The organism is Mesorhizobium waitakense (assembly GCF_056431085.1).
In genome coordinates, this window is the sequence record NZ_JBWKME010000064.1 from 57,364 (window position 1) to 82,840 (window position 25,477).

Annotated in this window: 24 protein-coding genes and 2 tRNA genes; 17 read left to right on the plus strand and 9 right to left on the minus strand. The window is 63.8% G+C overall.

The genetic code is table 11. The annotated features are described in order from the left end of the window. Nucleotides 1-2 precede the first annotated feature (2 nt). The 4 genes from AC07FD_RS15530 to AC07FD_RS15545 all read left to right on the plus strand — a co-directional run bounded on the left by AC07FD_RS15530 (nucleotide 3) and on the right by AC07FD_RS15545 (nucleotide 2,282). Nucleotides 3-446: a hypothetical protein gene (locus AC07FD_RS15530; protein ID WP_478350544.1), complete on the plus strand. Its 444-nt coding sequence runs from the start codon at nucleotides 3-5 to the stop codon at nucleotides 444-446. Nucleotides 447-810: 364 nt separating this feature from the next. Further along, nucleotides 811-1,548, plus strand: coding sequence for an energy transducer TonB family protein (locus AC07FD_RS15535; RefSeq protein WP_478350545.1), 738 nt, complete (start codon nucleotides 811-813; stop codon nucleotides 1,546-1,548). A 46-nt stretch (nucleotides 1,549-1,594) separates the two neighbouring features. Continuing rightward, the gene (gene hmuQ / locus AC07FD_RS15540; RefSeq protein ID WP_477288049.1) at nucleotides 1,595-1,909 is read left to right on the plus strand and encodes a heme-degrading protein HmuQ; all 315 of its coding nucleotides are present in this window, start codon (nucleotides 1,595-1,597) and stop codon (nucleotides 1,907-1,909) included. A 1-nt stretch (nucleotide 1,910) separates the two neighbouring features. Beyond that, on the plus strand, nucleotides 1,911-2,282 hold the full coding sequence (locus tag AC07FD_RS15545) for a bleomycin resistance protein (protein ID WP_478350546.1): 372 nt from the start codon (nucleotides 1,911-1,913) through the stop codon (nucleotides 2,280-2,282). 12 nt (nucleotides 2,283-2,294) lie between these two features. Here the strand turns inward: AC07FD_RS15545 and putA are convergent, their stop codons facing one another. Next, nucleotides 2,295-5,903, minus strand: coding sequence for a bifunctional proline dehydrogenase/L-glutamate gamma-semialdehyde dehydrogenase PutA (gene putA / locus AC07FD_RS15550; protein ID WP_478350547.1), 3,609 nt, complete (start codon nucleotides 5,901-5,903; stop codon nucleotides 2,295-2,297). A 162-nt stretch (nucleotides 5,904-6,065) separates the two neighbouring features. Here putA and AC07FD_RS15555 point away from each other — a divergent pair, with 162 nt between their 5' ends. Further along, entirely contained in the window at nucleotides 6,066-6,518 is a 453-nt protein-coding gene (locus tag AC07FD_RS15555; protein WP_027029407.1) for an Lrp/AsnC family transcriptional regulator, read from the plus strand. A gap of 13 nt (nucleotides 6,519-6,531) precedes the next feature. Here the strand turns inward: AC07FD_RS15555 and AC07FD_RS15560 are convergent, their stop codons facing one another. From AC07FD_RS15560 to AC07FD_RS15570, 3 genes are all read right to left on the minus strand, one after another. Next, entirely contained in the window at nucleotides 6,532-7,263 is a 732-nt protein-coding gene (locus tag AC07FD_RS15560; protein WP_478350548.1) for a cysteine hydrolase family protein, read from the minus strand. Nucleotides 7,264-7,417: 154 nt separating this feature from the next. Beyond that, the gene (locus tag AC07FD_RS15565) at nucleotides 7,418-8,617 is read right to left on the minus strand and encodes a cytochrome-c peroxidase (RefSeq protein ID WP_478350549.1); all 1,200 of its coding nucleotides are present in this window, start codon (nucleotides 8,615-8,617) and stop codon (nucleotides 7,418-7,420) included. A gap of 7 nt (nucleotides 8,618-8,624) precedes the next feature. Continuing rightward, nucleotides 8,625-9,074 (minus strand): FixH family protein, encoded by a 450-nt coding sequence (locus tag AC07FD_RS15570; protein WP_478350572.1) that lies wholly within the window; start codon nucleotides 9,072-9,074, stop codon nucleotides 8,625-8,627. A 151-nt stretch (nucleotides 9,075-9,225) separates the two neighbouring features. On the opposite strand from AC07FD_RS15570, the gene AC07FD_RS15575 reads away from it, so the two are divergent. Beyond that, a complete protein-coding gene (locus AC07FD_RS15575) occupies nucleotides 9,226-10,149 on the plus strand; it encodes a sugar kinase (RefSeq protein ID WP_478350550.1) in 924 nt (307 codons plus the stop codon). Nucleotides 10,150-10,167: 18 nt separating this feature from the next. Here the strand turns inward: AC07FD_RS15575 and AC07FD_RS15580 are convergent, their stop codons facing one another. From AC07FD_RS15580 to AC07FD_RS15590, 3 genes are all read right to left on the minus strand, one after another. Continuing rightward, complete coding sequence (locus AC07FD_RS15580) at nucleotides 10,168-11,184, minus strand: aldose epimerase family protein (RefSeq protein ID WP_478350551.1); 1,017 nt, start codon at nucleotides 11,182-11,184, stop codon at nucleotides 10,168-10,170. A gap of 98 nt (nucleotides 11,185-11,282) precedes the next feature. Then, the gene (locus AC07FD_RS15585) at nucleotides 11,283-12,740 is read right to left on the minus strand and encodes an NAD-dependent succinate-semialdehyde dehydrogenase (protein ID WP_095087470.1); all 1,458 of its coding nucleotides are present in this window, start codon (nucleotides 12,738-12,740) and stop codon (nucleotides 11,283-11,285) included. Between the two features lie 227 nt (nucleotides 12,741-12,967). Beyond that, entirely contained in the window at nucleotides 12,968-13,915 is a 948-nt protein-coding gene (locus AC07FD_RS15590; protein WP_478350552.1) for an AEC family transporter, read from the minus strand. Between the two features lie 112 nt (nucleotides 13,916-14,027). Here AC07FD_RS15590 and AC07FD_RS15595 point away from each other — a divergent pair, with 112 nt between their 5' ends. From AC07FD_RS15595 to AC07FD_RS15605, 3 genes are all read left to right on the plus strand, one after another. After that, nucleotides 14,028-16,547 carry a caspase family protein gene (locus AC07FD_RS15595; protein ID WP_478350553.1) on the plus strand — a complete coding sequence of 840 codons (2,520 nt, stop codon included), beginning with the start codon at nucleotides 14,028-14,030 and terminating at the stop codon, nucleotides 16,545-16,547. A gap of 69 nt (nucleotides 16,548-16,616) precedes the next feature. After that, nucleotides 16,617-17,048 carry a hypothetical protein gene (locus tag AC07FD_RS15600; protein WP_478350554.1) on the plus strand — a complete coding sequence of 144 codons (432 nt, stop codon included), beginning with the start codon at nucleotides 16,617-16,619 and terminating at the stop codon, nucleotides 17,046-17,048. Nucleotides 17,049-17,143: 95 nt separating this feature from the next. Beyond that, nucleotides 17,144-17,692 (plus strand): histidine phosphatase family protein, encoded by a 549-nt coding sequence (locus AC07FD_RS15605; protein WP_478350555.1) that lies wholly within the window; start codon nucleotides 17,144-17,146, stop codon nucleotides 17,690-17,692. Here the strand turns inward: AC07FD_RS15605 and AC07FD_RS15610 are convergent. Both AC07FD_RS15610 and AC07FD_RS15615 read right to left on the minus strand, forming a co-directional pair. Then, nucleotides 17,689-18,159 carry an SRPBCC family protein gene (locus AC07FD_RS15610; RefSeq protein WP_478350556.1) on the minus strand — a complete coding sequence of 157 codons (471 nt, stop codon included), beginning with the start codon at nucleotides 18,157-18,159 and terminating at the stop codon, nucleotides 17,689-17,691. The genes AC07FD_RS15605 and AC07FD_RS15610 overlap by 4 nt on opposite strands. Continuing rightward, nucleotides 18,156-18,395 (minus strand): hypothetical protein, encoded by a 240-nt coding sequence (locus AC07FD_RS15615; RefSeq protein ID WP_478350557.1) that lies wholly within the window; start codon nucleotides 18,393-18,395, stop codon nucleotides 18,156-18,158. Before AC07FD_RS15615 ends, AC07FD_RS15610 begins: the two co-directional genes overlap by 4 nt. A gap of 268 nt (nucleotides 18,396-18,663) precedes the next feature. On the opposite strand from AC07FD_RS15615, the gene AC07FD_RS15620 reads away from it, so the two are divergent. From AC07FD_RS15620 to AC07FD_RS15655, 8 genes are all read left to right on the plus strand, one after another. Next, a tRNA-OTHER gene (locus AC07FD_RS15620) sits at nucleotides 18,664-18,737 on the plus strand. A gap of 2 nt (nucleotides 18,738-18,739) precedes the next feature. Beyond that, nucleotides 18,740-18,809 (plus strand) — tRNA-Asn (locus tag AC07FD_RS15625). A 364-nt stretch (nucleotides 18,810-19,173) separates the two neighbouring features. Further along, on the plus strand, nucleotides 19,174-20,316 hold the full coding sequence (locus AC07FD_RS15630; protein WP_478350558.1) for a slipin family protein: 1,143 nt from the start codon (nucleotides 19,174-19,176) through the stop codon (nucleotides 20,314-20,316). Nucleotides 20,317-20,491: 175 nt separating this feature from the next. After that, nucleotides 20,492-20,773, plus strand: a complete 282-nt coding sequence (locus AC07FD_RS15635; RefSeq protein WP_010909964.1) for an acyl carrier protein — start codon at nucleotides 20,492-20,494, stop codon at nucleotides 20,771-20,773. A gap of 56 nt (nucleotides 20,774-20,829) precedes the next feature. Next, entirely contained in the window at nucleotides 20,830-22,020 is a 1,191-nt protein-coding gene (locus tag AC07FD_RS15640; RefSeq protein ID WP_478350559.1) for a beta-ketoacyl-ACP synthase, read from the plus strand. 54 nt (nucleotides 22,021-22,074) lie between these two features. After that, nucleotides 22,075-23,346: a beta-ketoacyl-ACP synthase gene (locus AC07FD_RS15645; protein ID WP_478350560.1), complete on the plus strand. Its 1,272-nt coding sequence runs from the start codon at nucleotides 22,075-22,077 to the stop codon at nucleotides 23,344-23,346. A 36-nt stretch (nucleotides 23,347-23,382) separates the two neighbouring features. Beyond that, nucleotides 23,383-24,411, plus strand: coding sequence for a zinc-binding dehydrogenase (locus AC07FD_RS15650; RefSeq protein WP_478350561.1), 1,029 nt, complete (start codon nucleotides 23,383-23,385; stop codon nucleotides 24,409-24,411). A 12-nt stretch (nucleotides 24,412-24,423) separates the two neighbouring features. Next, nucleotides 24,424-25,410, plus strand: coding sequence for a lipid A biosynthesis lauroyl acyltransferase (locus AC07FD_RS15655; RefSeq protein ID WP_478350562.1), 987 nt, complete (start codon nucleotides 24,424-24,426; stop codon nucleotides 25,408-25,410). Nucleotides 25,411-25,477: the final 67 nt, after the last annotated feature.

Below are 25,477 nucleotides of genomic sequence, written 5' to 3' on the forward strand. Positions count from 1 at the left end.
CAATGACGAGCTTGAGGACATCCCTTCGTCTGCTGACCTCGACGTTGGCGATGTCGCTTGCGATGGTTCCGGCGTGGGCTGAGCAGTCCGCGCCGGTTCCCGCGCTGGCCCTCGAACTCAACGGCGCGCAAGCCTCCGACAAAGGCTGCCGCCTGACCTTCGTGGTCAGCAACAACCTCGGCGCCGACCTCTCCAAGGCGGCGTTCGAGATCGCCCTGTTCAACGAGGCGGGCGTCGTCGACCGGCTGACCGTGCTCGACTTCAAGGAATTGCCGGCAGGCAAGACCAACGTGACACGCTTCGATCTGGCCGGCACCGACTGCGCCAAGGTCAGCCGAGTGCTGATCAACAGCGCGACGGAATGCGCCGGAGCAGGCGTCGAACCGAACGCCTGCATGCGCGGCCTGGAGACCGACACCAAGACCGGTATCGCTTTCGGCGTCTGAGGTGGGACTTCATCCCGCATTCCTGCAAAACGCCGTGGCATGGCCTCCGGCCGGACCGCATGCGTTGTCGTTTGGACCATGCGATCTTGATTTGACAAGTCCGCACGGGTCGCTGCAGGTCTCGTCCCGCGACATGCGTGACATCAATCCTCTCCCCGAAGCGGGCGCCGAGCTGGCGGTAGTGCCAGCCGGTCCACTTGCGCCGCCGCGGTCATCGGCCTGGAACCGCAAATGGACGGCGGCGATCATCGTCTCCTGCCTGCTCCATGCGGCGGTGGCGGCGGGTTTTCTGATTTCGCCCTCGGGGACATTCGATTCCCAGGACGCCATCCGGTCGGAAGGCAGCGATCAGTCCGGAGACAAGGTGGTCGGCAGCGCACTGGACCAGGATCCGGCGGCTGTGAATGTCAAGCTGGTGCCGAATCCACGGCCGACCAAATCAGAGCCTTCAAAGGCGGCCAGGCCGACGCCACCAACAGAGCCGTCTCAACCTGCTCAAGAAACCGCCAAACAGCCGGTCGAGCCTTTGTCAGCGCCTGTCAAACAGCCTTCGGTCGCGCCGGACATTCTGGTGGCGAGAGCCCCGCGCGCCGATGACAAGAGCATCGTTGCAAAGACTGAAACCCCTGCACAGCCGACCGTTCAGGCCGAGCCCGCCGTCGTCCCGGAGCAGCCACCGATTCCCAGCGCCAGGCCAACTCCGGCAGCCGCCCCGCCCAGCACCAGCCAAGCGGATGAGAAGCGTGGCACGGCGAATGGCCAGGACCGATTGGCGCAGGCGGCCAGCAAGGGCAAAAAACAGAAGGAGGCAGGCAGCGCGGCGGAAGACAATTACCGCGGCGACGTCTTCCGAAAGCTCAGCCGTGTCAATCGCGGCGTCCCGCCTTCGGTACAGTTGGCTGCTCGCAACAATGCCGTTGTGACATTCGTCATCGGCAGCCGCGGCGGCATCGATGACCTGCGCATTGTGCAAAGCTCTGGATCGCCGAACTTCGACAAGGTCGCGCTCGGCATCGTGCGCAAGGCAGCTCCTTTTCCTCCAATTCCACCACAGGCTGCGAGCAAGAGTTTGGCGTTCGAGGCCGAAATCGGCCCATTTTGAAACTGTCGCGCCGTCAGCCATCAACACCCGAATGAAAGGAACCTCCATGTACATCGCCATGAACCGCTTCAAGGTGCAGACCGGCTCAGAAGCCGATTTCGAAGCCGTCTGGAAGAACCGCGATTCCAGCCTTGCGCAGATGAAAGGTTTCCGGGAGTTCCATCTGCTGCGTGGCCCGGTCAACGAGGCCGAAGGGTACACGCTGTTTGCCTCGCACACCGTGTGGGCGAGCCACGATGATTTCGTCGCCTGGACCAAGTCCGAGAATTTCCGCGCCGCCCACAGAAATGTCGGCACCACAAAAGTCCACTATCTCGGCCATCCGCAATTCGAGGGTTTTTCCGTCGTGGAAGGGGCCTGAGATGGCAACGCCTGCCCAAGATCCTGCGCGCAGCATTCCGATCCTGCCCTCGCCCGACATCGAGGCAACGCGCGATTTCTATCGCGACGAGCTTGGCTTCGGTGTCGTCGGGCCGGAGATGGACGACTATCTGATCGTGCGCCGGGGCGATATCGAAATCCATTTCTGGAAGAGCGACGACGGCAAACTTCCTGAAGTTTCGTCCTGCTATGTCAGGGGCGGCGAGGTGCCGGCCCTGTATGCCGAATTTTCAGCGCGCGGTGTGAGGCAACTCAGTCCGTTCACCGTGCGGCCGTGGAACATGAAGGAATTCCATATCCGGGACCCGCACGGCAATCTGCTGAAGTTCGGCTGCGCACCCGAAGAGGTGTGAGCAGCCGGCCCGTCAGGAGCCGGCCAGCAGGCTGGCATTGCCGCCCGCGGCGGTGGTGTCGACACAGACGGCGCGCTCATGCGCATAGGCCGCCGGGTTGAGGACCTCGCTGACCAGCGGCACGATTGGCCCTGAGCGGTCAGCGATGACCTTGCGCACTATGCGCGCAGCCTCCGGTGTGCCCGAGAAGGCGACGACGTCGACGTGCAGCGAGCACGCTTCGACCGGATCCGGACGGCCGTCGATGGCGGCCAGCGGCAGGCCCTTGCCGGTCAGCGCCGAGAGCGCGGCCGGTGCGCCCGGTGCAACGGCCAGCACCGCGTTGCCGGCGGCGAGTGCCTGGATCGCCTGGGCAAGCAGCGTGTCTTGATCGGGACCGAGGCACAGCACCCGTCCACGCGGCGACAGCGACAGCGTGTTGGCCTCGCCGGTCGGCCCCGGCAGGTCGACCTGGCCAAAGTCGATGCCGGCGGCGGCGCCAATGGCCGCCGCGCCCTTGCCGCGCAGATGCTTCCTCAGGATGGCAATCCGGTCGGGCCGCGTCGACCAGCCGCCCAATCCCGGATCGAGCAGATTGTCGGCAAGTTCGGTCGCCGTGACCTTGTGGCCTTCGGCAATGTGCGTGCCGGCCTCCGGCCCCTTGCGGAAGCGACGGAGATAGTGCGGACCGCCGGCCTTCGGCCCCGTGCCTGACAGCCCCTCGCCGCCGAACGGTTGCGAACCGACAACGGCGCCGATCTGGTTGCGGTTGACGTAGATGTTACCGGCATGGATGCCGTCGACGAAATGCTGCACGCGGCCCTCGATGCGCGTGTGCAGGCCGAAGGTCAGGCCATAGCCCTTGCGGTTGATGGCGGCGATGACCGCGTCGATCTCGTCGGCGTCGAACGTGGCGACATGCAGCACTGGCCCGAACACCTCGCGCTCCATGTCCTCGATACCCTTGACCCGGAAGACATGCGGCGCGACGAACCGCCCATCCTTCGGCGCCTCGAGCTTGGCGATTAGCCGGCCCTGCAGGCCCATCTTCGTGCAGTACTCGCGGATCGAAGTCTGCGCCTCGTCGTCGATGACCGGCCCGACGTCGGTCGAAATCCGCCAGGGATCGCCGATGCTGAGCGCCTCCATGGCGCCTTTCAGCATCTCAAGCATCTTCTTCTCGACATCCTTCTGCACATAGAGCACGCGCAGCGCCGAACAGCGCTGGCCGGCGCTCTGGAAGGCCGAAGCCAGGATGTCGCGCACCGCTTGTTCGGGCAGCGCGGTGGAATCGACGATCATAGCATTCAACCCGCCGGTCTCGGCGATCAGCATGGCGTCCGGCGCGGCGGTCTCGGCCAGTTGCTTTTCGATCAGCTTGGCCACTTCGGTCGAGCCGGTGAAGCAGACACCGGCGATGCGCGGGTCGGCGGTCAGCGGCCCGCCGACCGAGGGGCCGTCGCCGGGCAGAAGCTGGATGACGTCTTCCGGAACGCCGGCCTCGCGTAGCATTTCGACGGCGCGGAACGCGATCAGCGGCGTCTGCTCGGCCGGCTTGGCGATCACCGAATTGCCGGTGACAAGTGCCGCCGCGATCTGGCCGGTGAAAATGGCGAGCGGAAAATTCCACGGCGAAATGCAGACGATGGCGCCGCGCGCCTGCGTGCCCGGTTCGGCATTGGCCGCCTCGGCCGCGTAATAGCGGAGAAAGTCGACGGCCTCGCGCACCTCGGCCACACCGTCGGCCAGCGATTTGCCGGCTTCCCGGGTGGCCAGCGCGAAGAACTCGACGGCGTTGGCCTCATAGAGATCGGCGGCGCGATTGAGGATGGCGGCGCGCTCGGCGACAGGACGCTTTGCCCAGGCCGGCTGCGCCTCCACCGCGATGCGCACGGCGGTCGCCACCTGCTTGGCGGCGGCTTCGCTGACTGTGCCGACGACTTCCGCGGGTTTGGCCGGATTGACGATCGACCGTTGCTTGCCATAGCCGGCGGCCCGCGTGATCGGCTTGGCATGCCAGCGATCGGGGCCGGCGAACGCAGCCTTGGCTTTGTCGATCGCCGCCAGCGTCACCGTATCGGTGATATCAAAACCCTTCGAATTGCGGCGACCAGCGCCGAATATCTGGGAAGGCCGGGCAATCGCCGGATTGGCGGCGGGGCCCTGGCTCTCGACCGTCTCGAGCGGATCGCGGGCGATGTCCTCGGGCTCGACCTCCTCGTCGGTCAGCTGATGCACGAAGGAGGAATTGGCGCCGTTCTCCAGCAACCGCCGAACCAGATAGGCAAGCAGATCGGAATGCGCCCCGACCGGCGCATAGATGCGGCAGCGCGTGCCTTCGGCCTTGCGCACCGTCTCGTGCAGGGCCTCGCCCATGCCGTGCAGACGCTGGAACTCGAAGGAATCGCGGTCCCCGGCCATCGACAAAATGGCGGCGACGGTGTGGGCGTTGTGGGTGGCGAATTGCGGATAGATGCGGTCGGTCATCGACAGCAGCTTTTTGGCACAAGCCATGTAGGAAACGTCGGTGTTGGCCTTGCGGGTGAAGACGGGATAACCGGTAAGCCCGAGCGTCTGCGCCCGCTTGATCTCGGTGTCCCAATAGGCGCCTTTGACCAGCCGCACCATGATGGTGCGGTCGTATTTCTTGGCCAGCGCGTAGAGCCAGTCGATGGCAAAGGCGGCACGCGGGCCATAGGCCTGGACGACGACGCCAAAGCCGTTCCAGCCGGCAAGCTCCGGCTCGGCCAGCACCCGCTCGATGACGTCGAGCGACAGATCGAGGCGATCGCCCTCCTCGGCATCGATGTTGAGACCCATGCGCGAATGCCGCGCGGCCAGCGCCAGCGACAACAGCCGCTCGGCCATGACAGGCAGCATCTCGTCCTTCTGCGCCACCTCGTAGCGCGGATGCAGCGCCGAGAGCTTGACCGAGATGCCGTGATTCTGGCGGATATCCGGGCCGTTGGAACCGGAATCGAGCGAGGAAATCGCGTCGGCATAGGCCTTGTGATAACGCAACGCGTCGGCCTCGGTGCGTGCGGCTTCGCCCAGCATGTCGAAGGAATAGAGATAGCCCTTCTGCGTCATCGGCCGGCCGCGCTTGACGGCCTCGGTGATGGTGCGTCCGAGCACGAACTGCTCGCCCATCTCACGCATGGCCGCCGCCACCGCCTTGCGGATGACCGGCTCGCCCAGCCGGCGCACCATGGAGCGCAGCGTGCCTTCGATGCCGCCCTCGCCTTCATCGAGGACGCGGCCGGTCAGCATCAGCGCCCAGGTCGAGGCGTTGACGAAGATGGAGCTCGAACCGCCCGAATGCGCCGACCAGTCGTGCGGCGCGATCTTGTCGGCGATGAGATCGTCCATCGTCTCGGTGTCGGGCACGCGCAGCAGCGCCTCGGCCAGGCACATCAGCGCCACGCCTTCCTTGGTGGAAAGGCCGTAGGCCGAGAGGAAGACTTCCATCAGCCGGGGGTCCGACGAGCCGCGCACCGCCCGCACCAGATCGGCGGCCCGGGCCGAGATCGCCTTGCGGTCTTTCGCGGAAAGCCCCGTGGCCACGGCCAGTCGCTGCACCGCCTCGTCTTCGTCGGGCAGATAGTTGGCGCGGATCTGCTGGCGGATGGTATCTAGCGGCATGGCGGTCCCGTGGATCGAGCAAAGGGGATCGGGCCGGCGGTCACCGGACCGAATGGCGCAAGCTAGCACAAGTGCGAATTTCAGTCGGTCCGAAGAAATCGACATTTTAGGTCATTCGATCTAACGTTACGGCCTAGATTTGGCATACGGACTGTGTTTTCGATGACAGAAGACCAATTGGACCGCATCGACCGAAATATCCTGTCAGCGCTGGCAAGTGATGGCCGGCTTTCGATGTCCGAACTGGCGGCAAAGGTCGGCTTGTCGAAGACACCGGTGCAGGCGCGGGTCAAACGGCTGGAGAAGGATGGCTACATCAGGGGCTACCAGGCGATCATTGACCGCGAGCGCATGGGCGAAGGTCATGTCGCCTTCGTCCAGGTGAAACTGTCCGACACCCGATCCGCAGCACTCGATGCCTTCAACCGGTCCGTGCAGGCGGTACCGGAAATCGAGCAATGCCACATGATGGCGTCCAGCTTCGACTATCTGCTGAAGGTCCGCACCCGAGACATCGCCGCCTATCGCCGCGTGCTGGGCGAACGCATCTCGGCCCTGCCCCATGTCGCCCAGACCTCGACTTTCGTGGCGATGGAGACGGTCAAGGACAGGTAGGCGCTCAATGGCCTCACTCAGCTAGTTCAAAATGCCCCTGAACTTGCTCCTCGATCGCGCTGAGCAAATAGTCGGACGTCGATGTCCATCCAAAGAGCATCTGCACGAGGGTGATCGAGGCATCATGATTGCTCCTTGAGGCGTTCCACGCGATAGGCTCGCTCGTGCAATCCGTGAGCAGTATGCAGTGATAGTCCCTGAAAAAGGCATCGCGAATTGTCGACTCCACACACACGCTGGTCGTGCATCCCGTCACGATGAGGTGTCTGATGCCTGCGGCCTTTAGGACGGCATCAAGTTCGGTCTCGTAGAAACCGCTGAACCGGGTTTTGTAGAGGACAACATCCCCGGCCTCCGGCTTTAGGTCGTTGACGATATCTGTTCCCCAGGTCTCGCGGATCAGAATCCGGCTCTCGCCGCCGTCCGGCGCTATCATGTTCTCACCGACCCCAAAGATCTGGAGATGTCGGATACGGTTGGGGGCGTCCAATGCCCCGAGATCCGAGAGGTCGGAATGATACCCCATCTTCAGATAGATGACAGGCAGTCTCAGTTTGCGAGCCGCCGCTATTGCGCTCGCAGTAGGACCGACAGCCCGCTGAATCCCGGAGATATCGATTCCGGCTCTGTCGAACATCCCGCCTTTCGAACCAAAATCATTCTGCATGTCCACGACGAGAACTGCAGCCTTGGCGAGATCAATTGAAACAGGTTGAGGCTTCGCGTCGACGACAAGTGGCTGCATCGTTGTCCTCCTAGCAGCATTAGCTTCGCTCATTACGCCTTTTAACTACCTTGATCAGCGATCTGCATCGTGTCAATAAAGGGGAAACTGCATCTTTGGCTTGGGTGACTTGAGAACAGCGGGCTAACTGCCCTCATCGCTGGTAAGCCGAGCCTCACTCCGCCAGCGTCTTCAGGAAGGCCAGCAGCGCCGCACGTTCGCGATCCGACAGTTCCAGCGGATGGATTTCGGATGTCCCTTCAACGCTGGGCGCAGCCTTTGCGTAGTGCGCGACCACCTCGTCGAGCGACGAAAACTGCCCGGCATGCATATAGGGTGGACGCGTGGCGGCACCGCGCAGCGACGGCGTCTTGTAGGCCCGGATCAGCTGCGGCCCATCCTTGACCATGAAGCGCAGTTCGCCGCAGGCACTGGCGTCGCCATCACGGTAGGCGCCCAGGCAGTTGAACGGGTCGGCCTCGACTTGGCGTACCGCATCGATGCGCCCGCGGTCGGGCGGCAGATCCGCGACAGGCGGCACGCCAGTGTTGTGAAAACTGTTGTCGGTGAAGCGCGGCCCATTGTGACATGTCACGCAATTGGCCTTGCCGATGAACAGTTTCAGCCCGAGGATTTCCTCTTGGGAAAAGGCGGCATCGCCTTTGGCCTCGGCGCCGGTGGCGAGATCCAGCGCAAAGCGGTCGAAGCGCGTCGGCGCCGGCTCGATCGACCGTTCGAAGGCGGCGATCGCCTTGCCTATATTGGCAAAGACGCCGTTGATCGCGTTGCGCTGCGTATCACTCATCGCGTTCCAGGCGGCCTTCTCGGCATCGGTTCCGAGTGGGCTTGCATTCAACGGCATGCCGGAAAAATCGGGCAGCGGTCCAAAGATGCGCTCATAGCGTTCGCCGAATCGCGTCTTCATGTAATGCGCATAGGCGGTACGGTTTCCCGCCTGCTCCAGCGGATTTTCGAGCGGCGTCAGCGCCTGCGCCCACAGGCTGTCGCGGCGGCCATCCCAGAAGAACCAGGGATCGCGCGCCACGCCCGCCAGCGGCATGGTGCGCCGGTTGGTGTGGCCGACGCCGACCGCTTGCGGCAGGTCGTCCTGGAACTGGCGGTCGATCTTGTGGCAGGTCGAGCAGGAGACCGTGCCGTCGCGGCTCATCCCCTGATCGAAGAACAGCGTCGAGCCGAGTGCGGCGGCCGCCGGCACATCGGCAAAGCGGTTGGTGGAGTCGGGCTTCAGCGACGTCAGCGTTGACAGTGCCAGCGATGCGACGGTCTTCTTCTCGGCGTCGGAGAAATCCGGCTTGCCGCAACCGGCGAGGACGATGGCCGCCAACAGCGCCAGAAAACGCGGAAAGTGCCTCATCGGTCGCTCACAGCACCACGTTGAACAGCACCGTGTCGGAGCCGGCCGTAGCCGAGATGGCGAAGTGCAGTTGCCACCAGCCACTCATCGTGAATTTCACCCCTTCGATCCGATAGCGCCCGTCGCCGAGATAGTCGGTCGCTTGCGGGCTGGTCGGCAGGCCGTGATTGTGCTGCGGCATGCCGCCGGAAATCGCGATCGCGGCCCCCTCCACCGGCGTGCCGGCTTTTGTCTTCAGGGTCAGCAGCCAGGATTCCAGTTCGCCTTGCCGCACGACGCCCCGCTCCGGCAAAAAACTTGCCACGAAAAGCCCGTTGTCGGTGTTCTTCGTCCGCGAGACATCCGGATCGGCAGGCTGCACCGATCGCGGCGCCGTCAGATAGACGACCGCGAGAATGCCGACCAGCAAGGCAGCCAGACCAAGACCCGCCAGAAGATAACGCCATAACGATGCCAAACCGGTTCCTCTTCTGCAGACAACGTTTTGCCGGACGGATCGCATCCCGCCAGCCTGTGGGAAAACGCTGTGGCGGAAAAAACCCTGCTTGCCAAGCATGGCGCTGCCCGTGGCAAAAAGCTACAGCACCGGGATCACTGGAGGATTGTAGATGGCGGGAAACGGCGTCGCCTCGATCGGCGAATGCATGCTCGAACTCTCGGGCCAGACCGGCCCGAACTGGCGCATGGGTTTTGCCGGCGACACGTTCAACACGCTGTGGGCACTGCACGCGTTGAGCACTGAGCGGCCAGCAACCTATGTCTCAGCCTTTGGTGACGATCCCTTCTCACAAGGCCAGATCGCTTTCTTCGCTGAAAACGGCATCGGCATCGGTTCCAGCCCGGTCATAGCCGGGGCGCGGCCCGGTCTCTACGCGATCACGCTGACCGGCGCCGAGCGTTCCTTTACCTACTGGCGCGCCGACGCCGCCGCCCGGCAGCTCGCCTCCGATCCGGCGACATTGTCGAAAAACCTGGAAAATCAGGCGCTTGTCTACTTCAGCGGAATCACTTTGGCAATTCTGGACGATACCGCGCGGGCTACGCTGCTGGCGGCCGTGGCCAGGGCGCGCGCCGCAGGCTCGACTGTCGCCTTCGACCCCAACTACCGGCCGCGGCTCTGGCGCCGGCGCGAGGATGCGCAGGCAGCGATTGCCGAAGCGCTTGCCGTCACCGACATCGCCTTGCCGACCTTTCCCGATGAGCAGATGCTGTTCGGCGATGCAACGCCGCATGCGACCGCCGCCCGGCTTGGGCAAGTGGTCAGCGAAGTTGTCGTCAAGAACGGCGAGGCGCCGGCACTGATTGCCGACAACGGAACATCGCACGACGTGCCGGCGATCCATGTCGCCGCCCCCGTCGACACAACCGGCGCGGGCGATTCCTTCAATGGCGCCTATCTGGCCGCTCGCCTCGCCGGTCACGCCCCGGTGGATGCCGTATTGCGCGCGCACCGCGTCGCCGCAGCCGTAGTACAGGTGCGCGGCGCCTTGGCCCCGTTCGAGGTTCTACGAACCGCTTTCGACTCGGCCTGACCTGAATATCAACAGACCTTAGGGCAGCCGGAAGCGGTATTCGGTGACGTGATGGTAGATCGCACCCGGCCACAGCGTCGCCTGCGGGAAATACGGCCGGTTCGGCGCATCCGGCCAGACCTGCGGCTCCAGGCAGAACCCGCAGAAGGCCTTGTAGTCTCGCCCTTCCAACCCCTTGCGCGGCGTCACGTACTGGCCGGTGTAGAGCTGGACGCCGGGCTCCGTGGTCCACACCTCCATCTCGACACCGGAACTCGCCCCTTGCGTCCAAGCCGCCTGTTTGAGCGGCCCCCGCGTCGGGGCGAGGCAGAAATTCTGGTCATAGGGCAGCTGTTCGCCCTCGGTCTCCATGCGTAGCGGCCGCGCCTGGCGGAAATCGAAGGGCGTGCCGTCGACCGGCTTGACCACGCCGGTCGGGATCATGTCGCCATCGACGGGCAGATAGGCGCCGGCATTCAGCATCATCCTGTGGTCGAGAATGTCGCCGGCGCCACCATCATCCAGGTTGAAATAGGAATGCTGGGTGAGGTTGCACAGCGTCGGCTCCTCACAGGTCGCGGTGAGTTCGACGCTGAGCGTGCCGGGGATCTTCAGCCGGTAGGTGCAGGTGACGTCGAGCGCGCCGGGAAAGCCCATCGTGCCGTCGGGATCATGCAGCGTCAGCGTGACGAAATCCCTGCCATGCAGCGAAACCGTCCACGGCCGGTGGAAATAGCCTTGCGAGCCGCCATGCAGCGTGTGCTTGTCGAGGAAATTGCGTTCGGCCTGGTAGCGCTGGCCGGCGATGGTGAAGCGGCCGTCCCGGATGCGATTGGCATAGCGGCCGACGACGGCGCCGAAGAAGGCAGTGTCGGTCTCATAGGCCTCCAGATTGTTGTAGCCGAGCACCAGCGGCGCATCGTGTCCGGTGAGGCGCAAATCCTGGATGATTGCGCCGAGCCCGATGATGTTGGCGGTGAGACCGCCACCCCTGATCGCGAAGCGACGCACCGGCTCGCCTGCCTGCGTCGTGCCGAAAACCTCACCGTCCTTCATTCGCCATGCCCGCAAAAGCCAGTTGATTCAGAGAATTTCGGCTGGTTTTCTCGACTCAAGCGGGCAGGTCACAGACCTGCCCGCACAGAGCTAGTCTATCAGAGGCCGAGGCCACCGATGCAGACATATTTGGTGTCGAGGTAGTCCTCGATGCCCTGATGTCCGCCTTCCTTGCCGAGGCCGGATTCCTTGACGCCGCCGAACGGCGCCTCGGGCGTGGTGATGAGGCCTTCATTGACGCCGACCATACCGTATTTCAGACCTTCCATGACGCGGAAGGCGCGGCCGAGATCGCCGGTGTAGAAATAGCAGGCGAGGCCGAATTCGGTGTCGTTGGCGAGCGCGATGGCTTCCTCTTCGGTCTCGAACTTGAACACCGGTGCGACCGGGCCAAAGATCTCTTCCTTCATGAAGCGCATCTTGGGCGTCGCATTGGCGATGACCGTCGGCTGGAAGAACGACCCGCCGAGCGCATGACGCTTGCCCCCGGCGACAATCTTGCCGCCCTTGGCAGTCGCATCGGCAATCAGCTCCTCGACCTTCTCGACAGCCTTTTCGTCGATCAGCGGTCCCTGCTGCACGCCGTCCTCGAGGCCGGAACCGACCTTCAACCCGTTGCTTGCGGCAGCGAGCTTTTCGACGAACTTGTCATAGACGCCGGCCTGAACCAGGAAGCGGTTGGTGCAGACGCAGGTCTGGCCGGAATTACGGTATTTGGCGGTGATCGCGCCGGCAACGGCACGCTCGAGATCGGCGTCGTCGAAGACGATGAACGGCGCGTTGCCGCCAAGCTCCATCGACACCTTCTTGACGGTGACCGAGGACTTCTGGATGAGAAGCTTGCCGACCTCGGTCGATCCGGTGAAGGTGATCTTCGACACCAGCGGATTGGCGCAGATCTCGTCGCCGATCTCGCTGGCCGAACCGGTCAGGATGTTGATGACGCCCTTGGGGAAACCGACTTCCTCGGCGAGCGCGCCCCAGGCCAGGCCCGAGTACGGGGTCTGCGAGGCCGGCTTGACGACCGCGGTGCAGCCGGCGGCAAGCGCCGGGCCGAGCTTGCGGGCAAGCATCGAGGACGGGAAATTCCACGGCGTGATGGCGGCGATGACGCCAACCGGTTCCTTGGTGACCAGGATGCGGCGGTCCGCCCATGGCGAGGGCACGACGTCGCCATAGGTGCGGCGGCCTTCCTCGGCGAACCACAGGATGTAGGAAGCGGCCGAGCCGATCTCGCCCTTGGACTCGAACAGGGACTTGCCCTGCTCGATGGTGAGCAATTCGGCCAACACGTCCTGATTGTCCATCATCGCGTCGTGCAGCTTGCGCAGCAGCTTCGAGCGCTCGAGCGCGGTCGTCTTGCGCCACGACTTAAAGGCAGCTTCGGCGGCCTCGATGGCACGGCGGGTCTCGGCCTTGCCCGACTTCGGCACAGTGCCGATCTTGAGACCGGTGGCCGGGTTGTTGACGTCGACCGTCTGGCCGCTGTCGGCCTGCACCCATTCGCCGTTGATGAGATTGGCCTGCCGCATGAAATGGCTGGTTTTCTGAAGCATGGTCTATCCTCCGTTCGGCGCACTGACGGGCCGGTCTGTGAAGTCTTCGGTGAGCGTGCGCCATGGAACTGAAGCCGGCACGCCGGAGCCACTGCTCTTTACCTAGGGCAAGGCCCGCAAGCAATCGCTACATGGCATATAGGGGTTGGGCCAGCCCGAGGCGAGAGCAGGCCGACATATGGCATGAAGATCGCAGGCCGGCATTATCTGAATATCAGCATAACCTGTCAGAAAACGTGGAGCACCACCGTCAGCCAGAAAGCAGTCGTCACGGCGGCGCAGGCCGTGGCGATGGTCATCTGGTTCGATGCCAGCGCCTGGCCGGTGTTGAACTGCACGGCGATGAGATAGGAATTGATGCCGGATGGCAGCGCCGCGATCACGACCGCCACCTTCGCCGTCAAGGGCGGCAGGCCGAGCAGCCAGACGAAGGCGAGAACCAGCGCCGGCATCAGGAACAGCTTCAGCACCGAAAGCGCCAGCGCCGGACGGACATTCCCCGAAATGCCGAAGCGGCGCAGGCTGAGCCCCATGGCAAACAGCGCAACCGGCCCGGCCGTATCGGCCAGCGCATCGACCAGTCGCATGGCAAGGTCGGGCAGCGGCACGCCGCTGAGGCGCCACGCCAGTCCAGCCAGAATGCCGATGATCAACGGATTGATGAACAGCCGACGCAGGAAACTGCGGACGATGCGCAAGGGGTGCATAGGCTCGCTGCCACTCCGGCCGAACATCTCGAACAGGACGATCGATGCCATCATCATGATTGGCAGATGCACGGAGACGAGCAGCGACAGCACTTCGAAGCCGCTCGGGCCGAATATGCCGAGAATGAAGGGGGCACCGAGCAGCACGACGTTGGAGTAGGCCGACGACACGCCGCCGACGACCCCGGCACGTGCATCCCGTCCGAAGATCCGCGTGGTGACGAGATGACCGGCGGCCCAGGTGATCGCTACCGCCGCGAAATAGGCGCCCCACAGGGACCATGGCGCGACGCCGTGGAAATCGGCGTTCACCATGGTCTGGAACAACAGCAGCGGCATCGCCACGCTGACCGCGAAATCGGATATCCCCTCGCCGCTCGCCGGTCTGAGATAGCCTGTGAACCCGGCGAGATAGCCGAGCGCGACAAGGCTGAAGACGAAGAGGACGGTTTCGGTAAGCGGAGACATTTTTCCCGTGATAGGCGAGCCACGGTCGCGGCGCAATCGCGCCTGAATTTGATCAAGGTCGCCTGGCAGCGTTATAGAGGGTTTGGTTCATCAGGGCGGGCGCGAACGACAAATGGCCTTTGCCGTGATTTCAAAACGCAATCTTGTACAGCAGGCGTGGCTGACAGCTTTCGTCGCAACGCTGCTTTGCCTGTTTGCCACCACGCTTCAGGCCGCCGAAACGAAAAGCCTCAAGGGCGTGGCGCTGATCATCGGCCAGTCGAAATACGAACACATCGCCGCCCTCCCCAACCCGGCCAACGACGCCCGCGACATGGCCAAAATGCTGACCGATCTCGGCTTCGACGCCCGCAACGTCACCGACCGCGACGCCGCCAAGCTGAAGCGCGACCTGGAGCGATTCACCGAGGATGCCGAAGACGCGGATGTCGCCTTCATTTACTATTCCGGTCATGGCATCGAGGCCGGCGGCGAGAACTATCTGGTGCCGGTCGATGCCGACATATCGTCCCTGAAAGACGCCGACGCGGCCCTGGTGCCGATTTCCGCCGTCATGGATGCGTTGAAGAAGACCGTGCCGGTGACGATCGTGCTACTCGATGCATGCCGCACAAATCCGTTTCCGGCGGACGCAGTGGTGCGGCGCGCCCCGACCGCCTCCGCCTCGCCGATTGGCGCCGGCGGGTTGGAACCGGTGCGTGGCGCCAAGGCCCTCGGCAACGCGCCGGCGACAGACGAGAGCCTGGGCACCGTGGTCGGCTTCGCCGCCGAACCCGGTCGCCCGGCGCTCGATGGCGCTGCTGGCGAAAACAGCCCTTACGCGGCCGCCCTGCTCCGCCACCTCGCGGCGATGAAAGGCACCGAGTTCGGCTCGGTCATGCGTATGGTGACCGAGGAGGTCTATCTCGGCACCAAGGCCAAGCAGCGCCCCTGGGTCAATGAGAGCCTGCGCCGCCTGCTCTATTTCGGCATTGCACCACCCGAACCGACCGGCGACGACGGGTTGATCACCGGCGAGCGGCGGCAGCTGCTGCTGGCCATTTCAGACCTGCCCGACCCGAAACGGGCACAGGTGGAACTGGCCTCGCTGCAGGGAGGCGTGCCGCTCGACGCGCTCTATGGCGTGCTGAAGGCGCTCGGCACGGAAAAAATCCCCGAGGATCCGACGGATCTGCGAAAGGTGCTCGACGCCCAGGCCGAGCGCCTGAAGAAGATGATGTCCGAGCGCGCGGCGTTGCGCACCGACGATCCTGAGATCAAACGCCTCGTCGCTTCCGCCGACGAGGCCATCGCCCAGGGCGCCATCGTGACGGCGCGCAAATTCCTCGATGACGCGGTCGGCCGGGTCGAGCAGACAGGCGCTGCGGTCGATGAAGCAGAAGATCTCGTCAAGCAGAAGCGCCTCGCCGATGCCGCGATCTACGTCAGGCGCGCCGATGCCTCGGCGCTGGTCTTCGACTACAAGTCCGCTGCCGGCGACTACGCTAAGGCGTTTTCGCTGGTCGAAAAATGGGACGACAAGCTGCGCTGGAACTACAAGAACCAGGAAGCCGAGGCGTTGAATGCTTATGGCTATGCCTCCGGCGATCTCGATGCGCTGCAGCATTCCATCGAGGCCTATCGCCTCATCCTGAACTTCATCCCCAATGGCGAGCAGAATCGCGACTGGGCGATCACCCGCAACAACATGGCGGTGGTGCTGCAGACCATCGGCGAGCGCGAGACCGAAACCACGCGCCTCGAAGAGGCCGCGCAGATCTTTCGCGATTCGCTCATCGTGTTCGAGCGCGAGAAGGACGATCTAAACTGGGCTGCCGCGCAGAACAACCTGGCCAATGTGCTCTTGAAGATCGGCGAACGCGAGAGCGACCCGAAGCGCCTGAATGAAGCGGTGGCGGCACTGCGCGCCACCCTTGAGAAGCGCCCGCGCGACAAGGTGCCGCTCGACTGGGCAGCTTCGCAGAACAATCTCGGCCTAGCGCTCTATGCGCTTTCCGAGCGCGAGGCCGCCGGCGAGCATCTGACGCAAGCGGAGGCGGCCTACCGACTGGCGCTTGAGGAATACACGCGCGAAAAGGCGCCTGTGGAATGGGCGATGGTCGAGAACAATCTCGGCAATACGCTTGTGTCGCTTGGCATCCAGCTCAACGACAAGGCAAAGATCAACGCGGCGGCTGACGCCTTCCGCGCCGCGCTCGAGGTGCGAACCCATGAAACCTTCCCGGTCTCCTGGGCCACCAGCCGGCTCAACCTCGGCAACGCGCTGAGCGGTGTCGCCCGCTTCGACTTGGGCACCAGCGCGCTCGAGGAGGCTGCGACGGCCTATGAAGATGCGCTGACGGTGTTTACCCGGCAGCGTTTTCCGATGGACTGGGCGTCGGCGCAGAACAATCTCGGTTCGATCTACCAGACGCTTGGCCAGCGCACCCGCGACACGGCCAGGCTCGAACAGTCGGCAGCGGCGTTCCAAGCCGCCCGACAGGTCTATGTCAGACGGAAATTCCCGCTCGACTGGGCAATGAGCCACTACAATCTCGGCAACACGCTGCAGCTGCTTGGCGGCGTGACCGACAAGCCGGAACACTATGGCGAGGCGATCGCCGCCTACCGCGATGCGTTGCGCGAATACTAGCGCGAGACGAACCCGCGGCAATGGGCGCTGGCCCAGGCCGGCCTTGGCTCGACGCTGCACTGGCTGAGCATGAGCAACGCCGACCCGAAGACCCTGCTTGAGTCCATCGCCGCGCGGCGGGCGGCACTTGAAGTGTTGACCGTCGAAGCCGCACCCGTCGACTGGGCCAATGCCCATAACGGCATCGGCATGAGCCTGCTCAACCTCGGCAATCTCCAGCGGACCGATAAATATCTCGGCGATGCCGAGGCCGCCTTCACGGCAACGTTGAAGGTGTTCACCCGCAAAAGCCAGCCGATGCAGTGGGCCTTCGAACAGAACAATCTCGGCGACATCCACTGGAACCGCGCCAGCTATGGCGGCGGCAAGGCCGAATATCGAAAGGCGATCGAATTCTTCGAGAACGCCAAGCAGGGCTTTACCGAAGCCGGCTACACCATGCCCATCCCGTTGACCGACCAGAAGATCGACCTGGTGAAGAAACAGCTGGCGAAGAAGTAGGCTCTGTCCGACCGCGCCTTGTCTTTCGGCTGGCTTTACCGTCCCTATATGTCCAGTCACCGGAGCCCATGCCGGGAACCGGAGAAGGATAGCCTATGATTCGATTTGTGCTGGCTTTGCTTCTGTTCGCCATCCCGGCCGCGGCTAACGCAACGGACGCCGGCTGGGCGCTGTTGCGCGATGGCGGCCATGTCGTGCTGCTTCGCCATGCCATGGTCACCGGCACCACTGATCCGGCCAATTTCGACATCGACAGCTGTGCCACCCAGATCAACCTGTCGGCGCGCGGCAAGCAGCAGGCGAGCAAGATCGGCGCCTTGTTTGCCGCCCGCGCGGCACCCATCGAGCGTGTGCTGTCCAGCCGCTATTGCCGTTGCCTCGACACCGCGCGCATTGCTTTCGAGGCCGAACCGGAGCTCTTCGCGCCGCTCGATCTCCTGAAGGGCGATGAGACGCAAAAGACGGCGCAGCTGGCGGCGATCATGAAGGAAATCCACGCCTATTCCGGTTCCGACAATCTGGTCATGGTCACCCATCTGGAAGACATCGTCGCGCTGACCGGCGTCTCGCCGCGCGAAGGCGAAGCCGTGGTCGTCGAGCCGCAGGGCGATGGCCTGCGCGTGCTCGGCCGGGTCACCTTCTAGTCGTGGCGATGACCGACTGACGCGTCGGTGAGCAGCCACGCATCGATGCGGACTTTCCACGTCTCGATCATGCGCGCGAACGCGTCCTCCGTCAGCGCCTGCAGATACCACCTGCCTGACGCGTTCAGGGCGGTGAACGTGTAGGCGATCGATGCCTCGGTGCCGCCGTCAGCCGCCGGATGGCAAGCCACCTCGACAAATCCGAAACGTGAATCCGGCGTGACCCTGACATAGCGGACACGATGCCCGACAGGATCCCAGTCAGTGCAGGCCCAGAGCGTCGTCTCATCACCGTGGGCGGTCCGGAAGACCATGCCTTGCTGCGTTTCGCCGCCTTGCGGATGCAGAAACTCCGGATCCCAGCCCTCCACCCACAAGGTCTCGCCGATCGGCGTGAACAGCGGAAAGACGCGATCGACCGGACCGCAAAGGACGATGCTGTGGCAACGCTCAAGATGGCTCGTCATCCGCCTTCGCCCTTCCGTTCAGTCAGACGGTGGCTGTCCGCAGCGCCAAGCTCCAGCCCATAGATGCGCTTCAATTGGCTGATTGTTTCGAGTGTCGACGGCGAAAACGGCGTCTGCCCTTCGAAAGCATGCAGCACGATGCCCTCAATGAGATCGCCGAGGCTCATGTCGCGATGTTCAGCCAAGGCCTTGAGGACCTTCACCAGCCGCTTTTCCAGGCGAACCCCTGTCTGCACGCGCTCTATATCCATGGTCATTTGTACCATGGTACATTGGTACACGCAAGCGCACGCCGGCGACTGCCGTTTGTGTTGCCGAAATGCCACCACTGAAAGAAGCCGCAAATTGACCACGACAATGCCGCTTGCGACAACCCGTCGCAGGGGCTATAGGCGCGCTCCCGGTCACGAGAACCGAAGCGAGAACAGCGGTTGGAGCTTTCGTCTCCGCCCGTGCAGACGGCTTTGCCGCCCTGTATACGGCGCCGCTTTGGGGATTGGGATCGCGGATATAGCTCAGCGGTAGAGCGCCGGATTTGGGTCCGGAGGTCGCGGGTTCGAGTCCTGCTGTCTGCACCACGGATAGCTCAGTTTGGTTAGAGCATCAGATTGTTAATCTGACTGTCGAAGGTTCGATTCCTTCTCCATTGGCCTGATAAGCCAGCACCCTGCCAGGTGTTATCTGAAAACGGTCCGGGGACTGGAATGCTGAAGACCTGACGGACGGCCGAAGCCTTCGGGCGGAGGGCGTATCGAAAGGTTTGACGCCATCGGCTCGTGGCCAGGCCCGCGGTGATGGTCAAGGCGCAGCGTCGCCGGCAAGGGAGGCTTCGGCCTCCGGCGCCCGTTTCGCTGCCCCGCGATCCGCTCCCGAAGGCCCGCCACGGATTGATGCCACCAGTCCCCGGATCATTCGTGCCCGGACTATGAGACGACGTGAAATGAGAAACGAAAGGAATGATCGACGCATGACTTGACGCCTCGCATGGGGCCATGCCCGACAAGGAGTAAGACAATGACCATTCTCGACAAGGTTCTTGGACGCGAGCGCGTCCTCGTTAGGGAAAATGAACGTGCCCTCACCCTCTATAAGGGTGAGATCAAGGCTGTCCTGCTGCCGGGCGAACATTGGCTCGCCAACCGGCGCGGACGCCTTGAAGTGTCCCGGCACGATCTGAAGAACCCGGAATTCGTTTCGGCATACGAGAAGGCGTTGTTCGACAAGCTCCCGGATGTGGCCGCGCGTCATTTCACCGTCGTTCGCACCGGGCGCACGGACGTCGCCGTCATCGAACGTGACGGCAACCTGCATGCCGTGCTGGCGCCGGATCGCAAGCTCGTGCTGTGGACGGATGCCGGTCCGTGGAAGGTGACGCTGATCGACACATCGGCCGATCTCGCCATCGATGCGGCGGTCATGCGCCGGCTCGGCCAGGCCCGGAAGACGGAATTGATGTCCGTCCATCCGGTCGTCGACGGCCAGGCTGGGCTGCTGTTCATCGACGGCGTCCTCGTGCGGACGCTGACGGCGGGCGTGCATGGCTTCTGGAATGTCGGACGCATGGTGCAGATCAAGGTCGTCGATCTCAAGCGCCAGTCGCTGGACGTCGCCGGGCAGGAAGTGCTGACCAAGGATCGGGTCACGATCCGGGTCAACATCGCCGCCGAATACCGGGTCGCCGATCCGGTCAAGGCGGTGAGCGCTGTGAAGGACTTCTCCGAAGCCCTCTACCGCGCCCTGCAGTACGCCTTCCGCAAGACGCTTGGCGCGCTGACGCTCGACCAGATCCTTGAGAAGAAGATGACGGTCGACGAGGAAGCGGCGGCCAAGGTCCGCGCCGACATGGCCGAGATCGGCGTCGAGGTCAGCGATATCGCCCTGAAGGATGTCATCCTGCCGGGCGAGATGCGCGAGATCCTCAACCAGGTGGTGTCGGCTGAAAAGCAGGCAGAGGCCAACATCATCCGTCGCCGCGAGGAGACGAACGCCACGCGTTCGCTGCTCAACACGGCCAAGGTGATGGCGGAGAACCCGGTGATGCTGCGGCTGAAGGAGCTCGAGGCTCTGGAAACCATCGCCGGCAAGGTCGAGCGGCTGACCGTCCATAACGGAACGGGCGGGCTGCTCAACGACCTGGTCAAGCTCCGCGACAGCTGAGTTCACCTTGCGTAAAGGGAAGGGCCGCCGGGTCAACCGGCGGCCCTTCTTGCGTTTCCTAGGCACCCTACCCATCTGCGCCCGGCGTATCAGGCCTTTTCCTGCCGGAAAAAACCGATTAGACAGCGCCCAAACACATGCGGACAGATTCCGCCCGCAACCGAAGGAAAAGCCCTTGTCCACCACGTTCGACAAAGTCGCCAAGATCATTGCCGACACCAGCGAGATCGATATCGACACCATCACGCCCGAGAGCCACACGATCGACGATCTCGGCATCGACAGCCTCGATTTCCTCGACATCGTCTTTGCCATCGACAAGGAATTCGGCATCAAGGTGCCGCTGGAAAAGTGGACCCAGGAGGTCAATGACGGCAAGGCCTCGACCGACGATTACTTCGTCATGAAGAACCTGTGCGCCAAGATCGACGCGCTGGTCGCCGCCAAGACCGCCTGACGTCAGTTGAGCGCGCGATCTTGACGCGCTCTGCCGCCTGACCCACAAAGCCGCCCATGAGCAGCCCCCGCGACGTCGTCATCACTGGCATCGGCCTTGTCTCCTCGCTGGGAGAGGGTCCGGATGCCCACTGGCAGAAGCTTGCCCAGCCGGGCCTGCAGCCGGTGCTGGAAGCGGCGCGCTTCGCGCCCTACACCGTCCATCCGCTGCCCGAGATCGACTGGAACCTGCAGATCGCCAAGCGCGGCGACCAGCGTCAGATGGAGACCTGGCAGAGGCTCGGCACCTATGCTGCCGGCCTGGCGCTGGACGATGCCGGCATCAAGGGCAATGACGAACTCTGCACGACCATGGACATGGTTGTGGCCGCCGGAGGCGGCGAACGTGACGAAGCGGTCGACGCCGCCATTCTCGCCGCTTCGGAAAACCGAAACGACCGCGACGTGCTGCTTAACGAGAAGCTGACCACCGAACTGCGGCCGACCCTGTTCCTGGCCCAGCTTTCCAATCTGCTCGCCGGCAACATCTCCATCGTCCACAAGGTGACTGGCTCGTCGCGCACCTTCATGGGCGAGGAAGGTGCGGGCGTCGCCGCCGTCGAGACGGCCGCCGCACGCATCCGCTCCGGCCAGTCGACGCACATCCTGGTCGGCGGTGCCTTCCAGACCGAACATTCCGACATGCTGCTCGGCTACGAGCTTGCCGGCTACCTGCATCGCGGGCCGTGGAAACCGGTCTGGCAAAGACAGGGTGCTGAAGGCGGCGGCGTGGTGTCAGGCTCCGGTGGTGCCTTCCTGGTGCTGGAGCAGCGCGAACACGCGACAAGCCGAGGCCGGAAAATCTATGCCGAGCTCGGGCCGGTCGTCTCCGGCCGCGCCAGGCGGCGGCGGGGCGAACTCGACGCCGAGATCGCCGCGCTGCTCAGCCAGGCGGCGTTGCCGAACGGCAAGCTGCTGGCGATGTCGGGCGCGTCGGGCGCGCATGCCGCGACCACCGCTGAAAAGGCAGCGCTCGATGCCAATCCGGCGATCGCTTCGCGCGGCTTCTCGACGCTGACCGGACATATGAAGGAAGCACAGTTTCCGTTTGCCGTGGCGCTGGCGGCACTCGCCGTCGACCGCAAGGCCGCCTATCCTGTTTTTGACGCCGCTGCCGAGACGCCATTCGAAGGCGTTCCGGCAACCGTCCTTGCAACGGCGATCGGCTATCACCAATTCGAGGGCATGGCGCTGGTCAACGCCGCCTGAGGCGGTGCCGTGCGATCCATGCTGCAACGATACTAAGAGGTCGAGGGCTCCCGGATGGCCAATCTGAACGATCACATGGGCAGGCCGATCGTCGCCGTCACCGGCATCGGCGTGGTGACCTCGCTTGGCGTCGGCAAGACCGACAATTGGGCGGCGCTGACCTCGGGCAAGTCGGGCATCCACCCGATCACCCGCTTTCCGGTCGACCATCTCAACACCCGCATCTCCGGCACCGTCGACTTCCTGGCGTCCAGCTCGAAGGGCGCCAGCCCCCTCACCTACGAACTGGCCGAAACCGCCGCCCGTGAAGCCGTGGCCGAATCCGGTCTCGATTCCGGTGATTTCGATGGTCCTCTTTTCCTAGCTTCGCCACCGGTCGAACTCGACTGGCACGACCGCTTCTCGCTCTACAATTCCGACAAACAGGATGCCGGCGCCGAAAGGCTGCTGCGGGTGGCCCGCGGGCTGAAGGAAACAGACATTTTCGAGACCACCCAGTTCGGTTCGATCGCCGACCGTCTCGCCGACCGTTTCGGCACACGCGGCCTGCCGATCACGCTGTCGACCGCTTGTGCCTCCGGCGCCACCGCCATTCAGCTCGGTGTCGAGGCGATCCGCCGCGGCGAATGCGACCGCGCGCTGTCGATCGGCGCCGACGGTTCGGCGACCGCCGAGGCGCTGATCCGTTTCTCGCTGCTGTCGGCACTCTCCACCCACAACGACTTCCCGGAAAAGGCATCAAAACCTTTCTCCAAGGATCGCAACGGCTTCGTGCTGGCCGAGGGTTCCGGCGCGCTCGTGTTGGAATCGCTGGAAGCCGCGCTGGCGCGCGGCGCCACCGTTCTCGGCATCCTGCGCGGCTGTGGCGAAAAGGCCGACGACTTCCATCGCACCCGCTCCAAGCCCGACGGTTCGCCGGCAATCGCGGCGGTTCGTGCCGCCCTTGCCGATGCCGGCCTGAGCGAAGACGAGATCGACTACGTCAACGCCCACGGCACCTCGACGCCGGAAAACGACAAGATGGAGCATCTGTCGCTGTCGACGGTGTTCGGCGAGCGGATCGGCTCGATGCCGGTCTCTTCGAACAAGTCGATGATCGGCCACACACTGTCGGCGGCAGGCGCTGTCGAGGCTGCGTTTTCGCTGATGACGATGCGCGAAAGCGTCATTCCGCCGACCATCAACTACGACAATCCCGACCCCGCGATCGTGCTCGACGTGGTGCCGAACAAGAAGCGCAATGCCGAGGTTCGCACCGTTCTGTCGAACTCCTTCGGCTTCGGCGGCCAGAACACTTGCCTTGTCATGGCGCGGGAACCGGTCTAAGCGACCTTTTTCCGCCAAACAGAACCGACAGGCTCCATGCGCGCACTGCAACTTATCGAGGACCGCCGTCTTGAAACGGTGGACCTGCCGCCTCCCCCGCCGCCGGCACTCGGCGAAGTCACGCTGCGCATCAAGGCGGTGGCGCTGAACCACATCGACGTCTGGGGCTGGCGCGGCATGGCCTTCGCCAAGCGCAAGCTGCCGTTGGTCGTCGGCGCGGAAGCCTCCGGCGAGGTCGAGGCGGTCGGTCCCGGCGTTTCCAGCCTGCTGCCCGGGCAGTTGGTTTCGATCTACGGCGCGCGCACCTGCGGCCTTTGCCGTGCCTGCCGCGAAGGCCGCGACAATCTCTGCGAACATGTTTCGGGGGTTCACGGCTTCCATCTCGACGGCTTCGCGCAGGAGAAGATCAACCTGCCGGCACGCCTTCTGGTCCCCGCCCCGCCCGGCGTAACCGATGTCGGTGCCGCAGTGGCGCCCGTGACTTTCGGTACCGTCGAGCACATGCTGTTCGACAATGCCCGGCTGCAGCCAGGCGAGACCATCCTTGTCCATGCCGGTGGCTCCGGCATCGGCTCGGCGGCCATCCAGCTGGCGAAGCGGATGGGCTGCACGATCATCACCACAGTCGGCTCGAACGACAAGATCGACAAGGCCAGGGCGCTCGGCGCCGACCATGTCATCAACTATCGCGACGACCGTTTCGAAGGCGTCGTGCGCAAGCTGACCAAGAAGAAGGGCGTCGACGTCGTTTTCGAACATGTCGGCGCCGACACTTTTGCCGCCTCGATGCTGTGCCTGAAGCGCGGCGGTCGCCTGGTGACCTGCGGCTCGACCTCGGGCGTCTCGACGCAGATCAACCTGATGCAGCTGTTCCAGCAGCAGTTGAAACTGCTCGGCTCCTTCGGCTGCCGCATGGAGAACATGGCCAACGCCATGCAGAAAATGGCGACGGGACAGGTCGCACCGGTCATCGACACCGAAGTCGGCTTCGACGATATCGATGCCGCGCTGAAGCGCATGGAAGGCCGCGACGTGTTCGGCAAGATCATCCTGCGCGTCGACTAGAGCTTCACCTCAGTGCTCAAGAAGTTTCGCCGGGATCTCAAATTTCGCTATGGCAGGCAGTTGCGCCAGTTCAACTACTGGCTGGTGGCGCGTGCGGCGATGATGGTCATCTCGGCGCTGCGCCTGCTGCCGGCCGACAGCGCGCTGAATTTCGCCGACCGCGTCGCACGCCGTGTCGGCCCTCGGGTCGGGCGCCATCAGGTCGCCGTCGACAATCTGCGCAGGGCCTATCCGGAAAAGAGCGAAGCCGAGATCCAGGCCATCGCCTCCGACATGTGGGGCAACATGGCCCGCCTGGCCGCCGAATACATCTTTCTCGACGCCCTGTTCGACTACGATCCAGCCGCCACCAGTCCGGGACGCGTCGAGGTCAAGGGGATAGAACACTTCATCGAGATCGCGGCCGAAAAGCAGCCGCACATCGTCTTCACCGGCCATCTCGGCAATTTCGAATTGCTGCCGGTGGCCGCCGCAACCTTCGGCATGAACATCACGGCGCTGTTTCGCCCGCCCAACAATCCCTATCTCGCCGACTACATCCTCTCGACGCGCCGCTCGACGATGGGATCACTGCTGCCATCGATGGCCGGCGCCTCGTTTGCGTTGGCCGGGGTCTTGGAGAATGGCGGCAACATCGGTGTCTTGGTCGACCAGAAATTCACCAACGGCCTGGAGACGACGTTCTTCGGCCGCCCCTGCCAGAGCAATCGCGTCCTGGGAACCCTTGCCCGTCACTACGACTGCGACGTCTATCCGGCGCGCTGCGTCAGGCTTCCGGGCAACCGCTTCCGGCTCGAGATCGAGGACAAGCTGACCTTGCCGCGGACCGCTGACGGCATCGTCGACGTCCGTGCCACCACCCAGCTTCTCAACGACGTGGTCGAGCGCTGGGTGCGCGAAGACCCTGGTCAGTGGATGTGGTTCCACAAAAGGTGGGAGATCGGCGGCCGGCGCAGAAAGCGGCCCCCGCAGGCGGGAGCGCCAGTCGCTGGCGCCTAAGCCCGTTGATTGGCCACCGGTCCTGACATTCGTAGCGTTGTTGGTCAGGGGATCTTAAACGGCCGGG

Excerpts from the sequence above, each read along its gene's own strand:
- AC07FD_RS15530 (WP_478350544.1), top strand. The coding sequence starts at position 3 with ATGACGAGCTTGAGGACATCCCTTCGTCTGCTGACCTCGACGTTGGCG.
- hmuQ (WP_477288049.1), top strand. The coding sequence starts at position 1,595 with ATGTACATCGCCATGAACCGCTTCAAGGTGCAGACCGGCTCAGAAGCC.
- AC07FD_RS15545 (WP_478350546.1), top strand. The coding sequence starts at position 1,911 with ATGGCAACGCCTGCCCAAGATCCTGCGCGCAGCATTCCGATCCTGCCC.
- putA (WP_478350547.1), bottom strand. The coding sequence starts at position 5,903 with ATGCCGCTAGATACCATCCGCCAGCAGATCCGCGCCAACTATCTGCCC.
- AC07FD_RS15555 (WP_027029407.1), top strand. The coding sequence starts at position 6,066 with ATGACAGAAGACCAATTGGACCGCATCGACCGAAATATCCTGTCAGCG.
- AC07FD_RS15560 (WP_478350548.1), bottom strand. The coding sequence starts at position 7,263 with ATGCAGCCACTTGTCGTCGACGCGAAGCCTCAACCTGTTTCAATTGAT.
- AC07FD_RS15565 (WP_478350549.1), bottom strand. The coding sequence starts at position 8,617 with ATGAGGCACTTTCCGCGTTTTCTGGCGCTGTTGGCGGCCATCGTCCTC.
- AC07FD_RS15575 (WP_478350550.1), top strand. The coding sequence starts at position 9,226 with ATGGCGGGAAACGGCGTCGCCTCGATCGGCGAATGCATGCTCGAACTC.
- AC07FD_RS15580 (WP_478350551.1), bottom strand. The coding sequence starts at position 11,184 with ATGAAGGACGGTGAGGTTTTCGGCACGACGCAGGCAGGCGAGCCGGTG.
- AC07FD_RS15585 (WP_095087470.1), bottom strand. The coding sequence starts at position 12,740 with ATGCTTCAGAAAACCAGCCATTTCATGCGGCAGGCCAATCTCATCAAC.
- AC07FD_RS15590 (WP_478350552.1), bottom strand. The coding sequence starts at position 13,915 with ATGTCTCCGCTTACCGAAACCGTCCTCTTCGTCTTCAGCCTTGTCGCG.
- AC07FD_RS15595 (WP_478350553.1), top strand. The coding sequence starts at position 14,028 with ATGGCCTTTGCCGTGATTTCAAAACGCAATCTTGTACAGCAGGCGTGG.
- AC07FD_RS15600 (WP_478350554.1), top strand. The coding sequence starts at position 16,617 with ATGAGCAACGCCGACCCGAAGACCCTGCTTGAGTCCATCGCCGCGCGG.
- AC07FD_RS15605 (WP_478350555.1), top strand. The coding sequence starts at position 17,144 with ATGATTCGATTTGTGCTGGCTTTGCTTCTGTTCGCCATCCCGGCCGCG.
- AC07FD_RS15610 (WP_478350556.1), bottom strand. The coding sequence starts at position 18,159 with ATGACGAGCCATCTTGAGCGTTGCCACAGCATCGTCCTTTGCGGTCCG.
- AC07FD_RS15630 (WP_478350558.1), top strand. The coding sequence starts at position 19,174 with ATGACCATTCTCGACAAGGTTCTTGGACGCGAGCGCGTCCTCGTTAGG.
- AC07FD_RS15640 (WP_478350559.1), top strand. The coding sequence starts at position 20,830 with ATGAGCAGCCCCCGCGACGTCGTCATCACTGGCATCGGCCTTGTCTCC.
- AC07FD_RS15645 (WP_478350560.1), top strand. The coding sequence starts at position 22,075 with ATGGCCAATCTGAACGATCACATGGGCAGGCCGATCGTCGCCGTCACC.
- AC07FD_RS15650 (WP_478350561.1), top strand. The coding sequence starts at position 23,383 with ATGCGCGCACTGCAACTTATCGAGGACCGCCGTCTTGAAACGGTGGAC.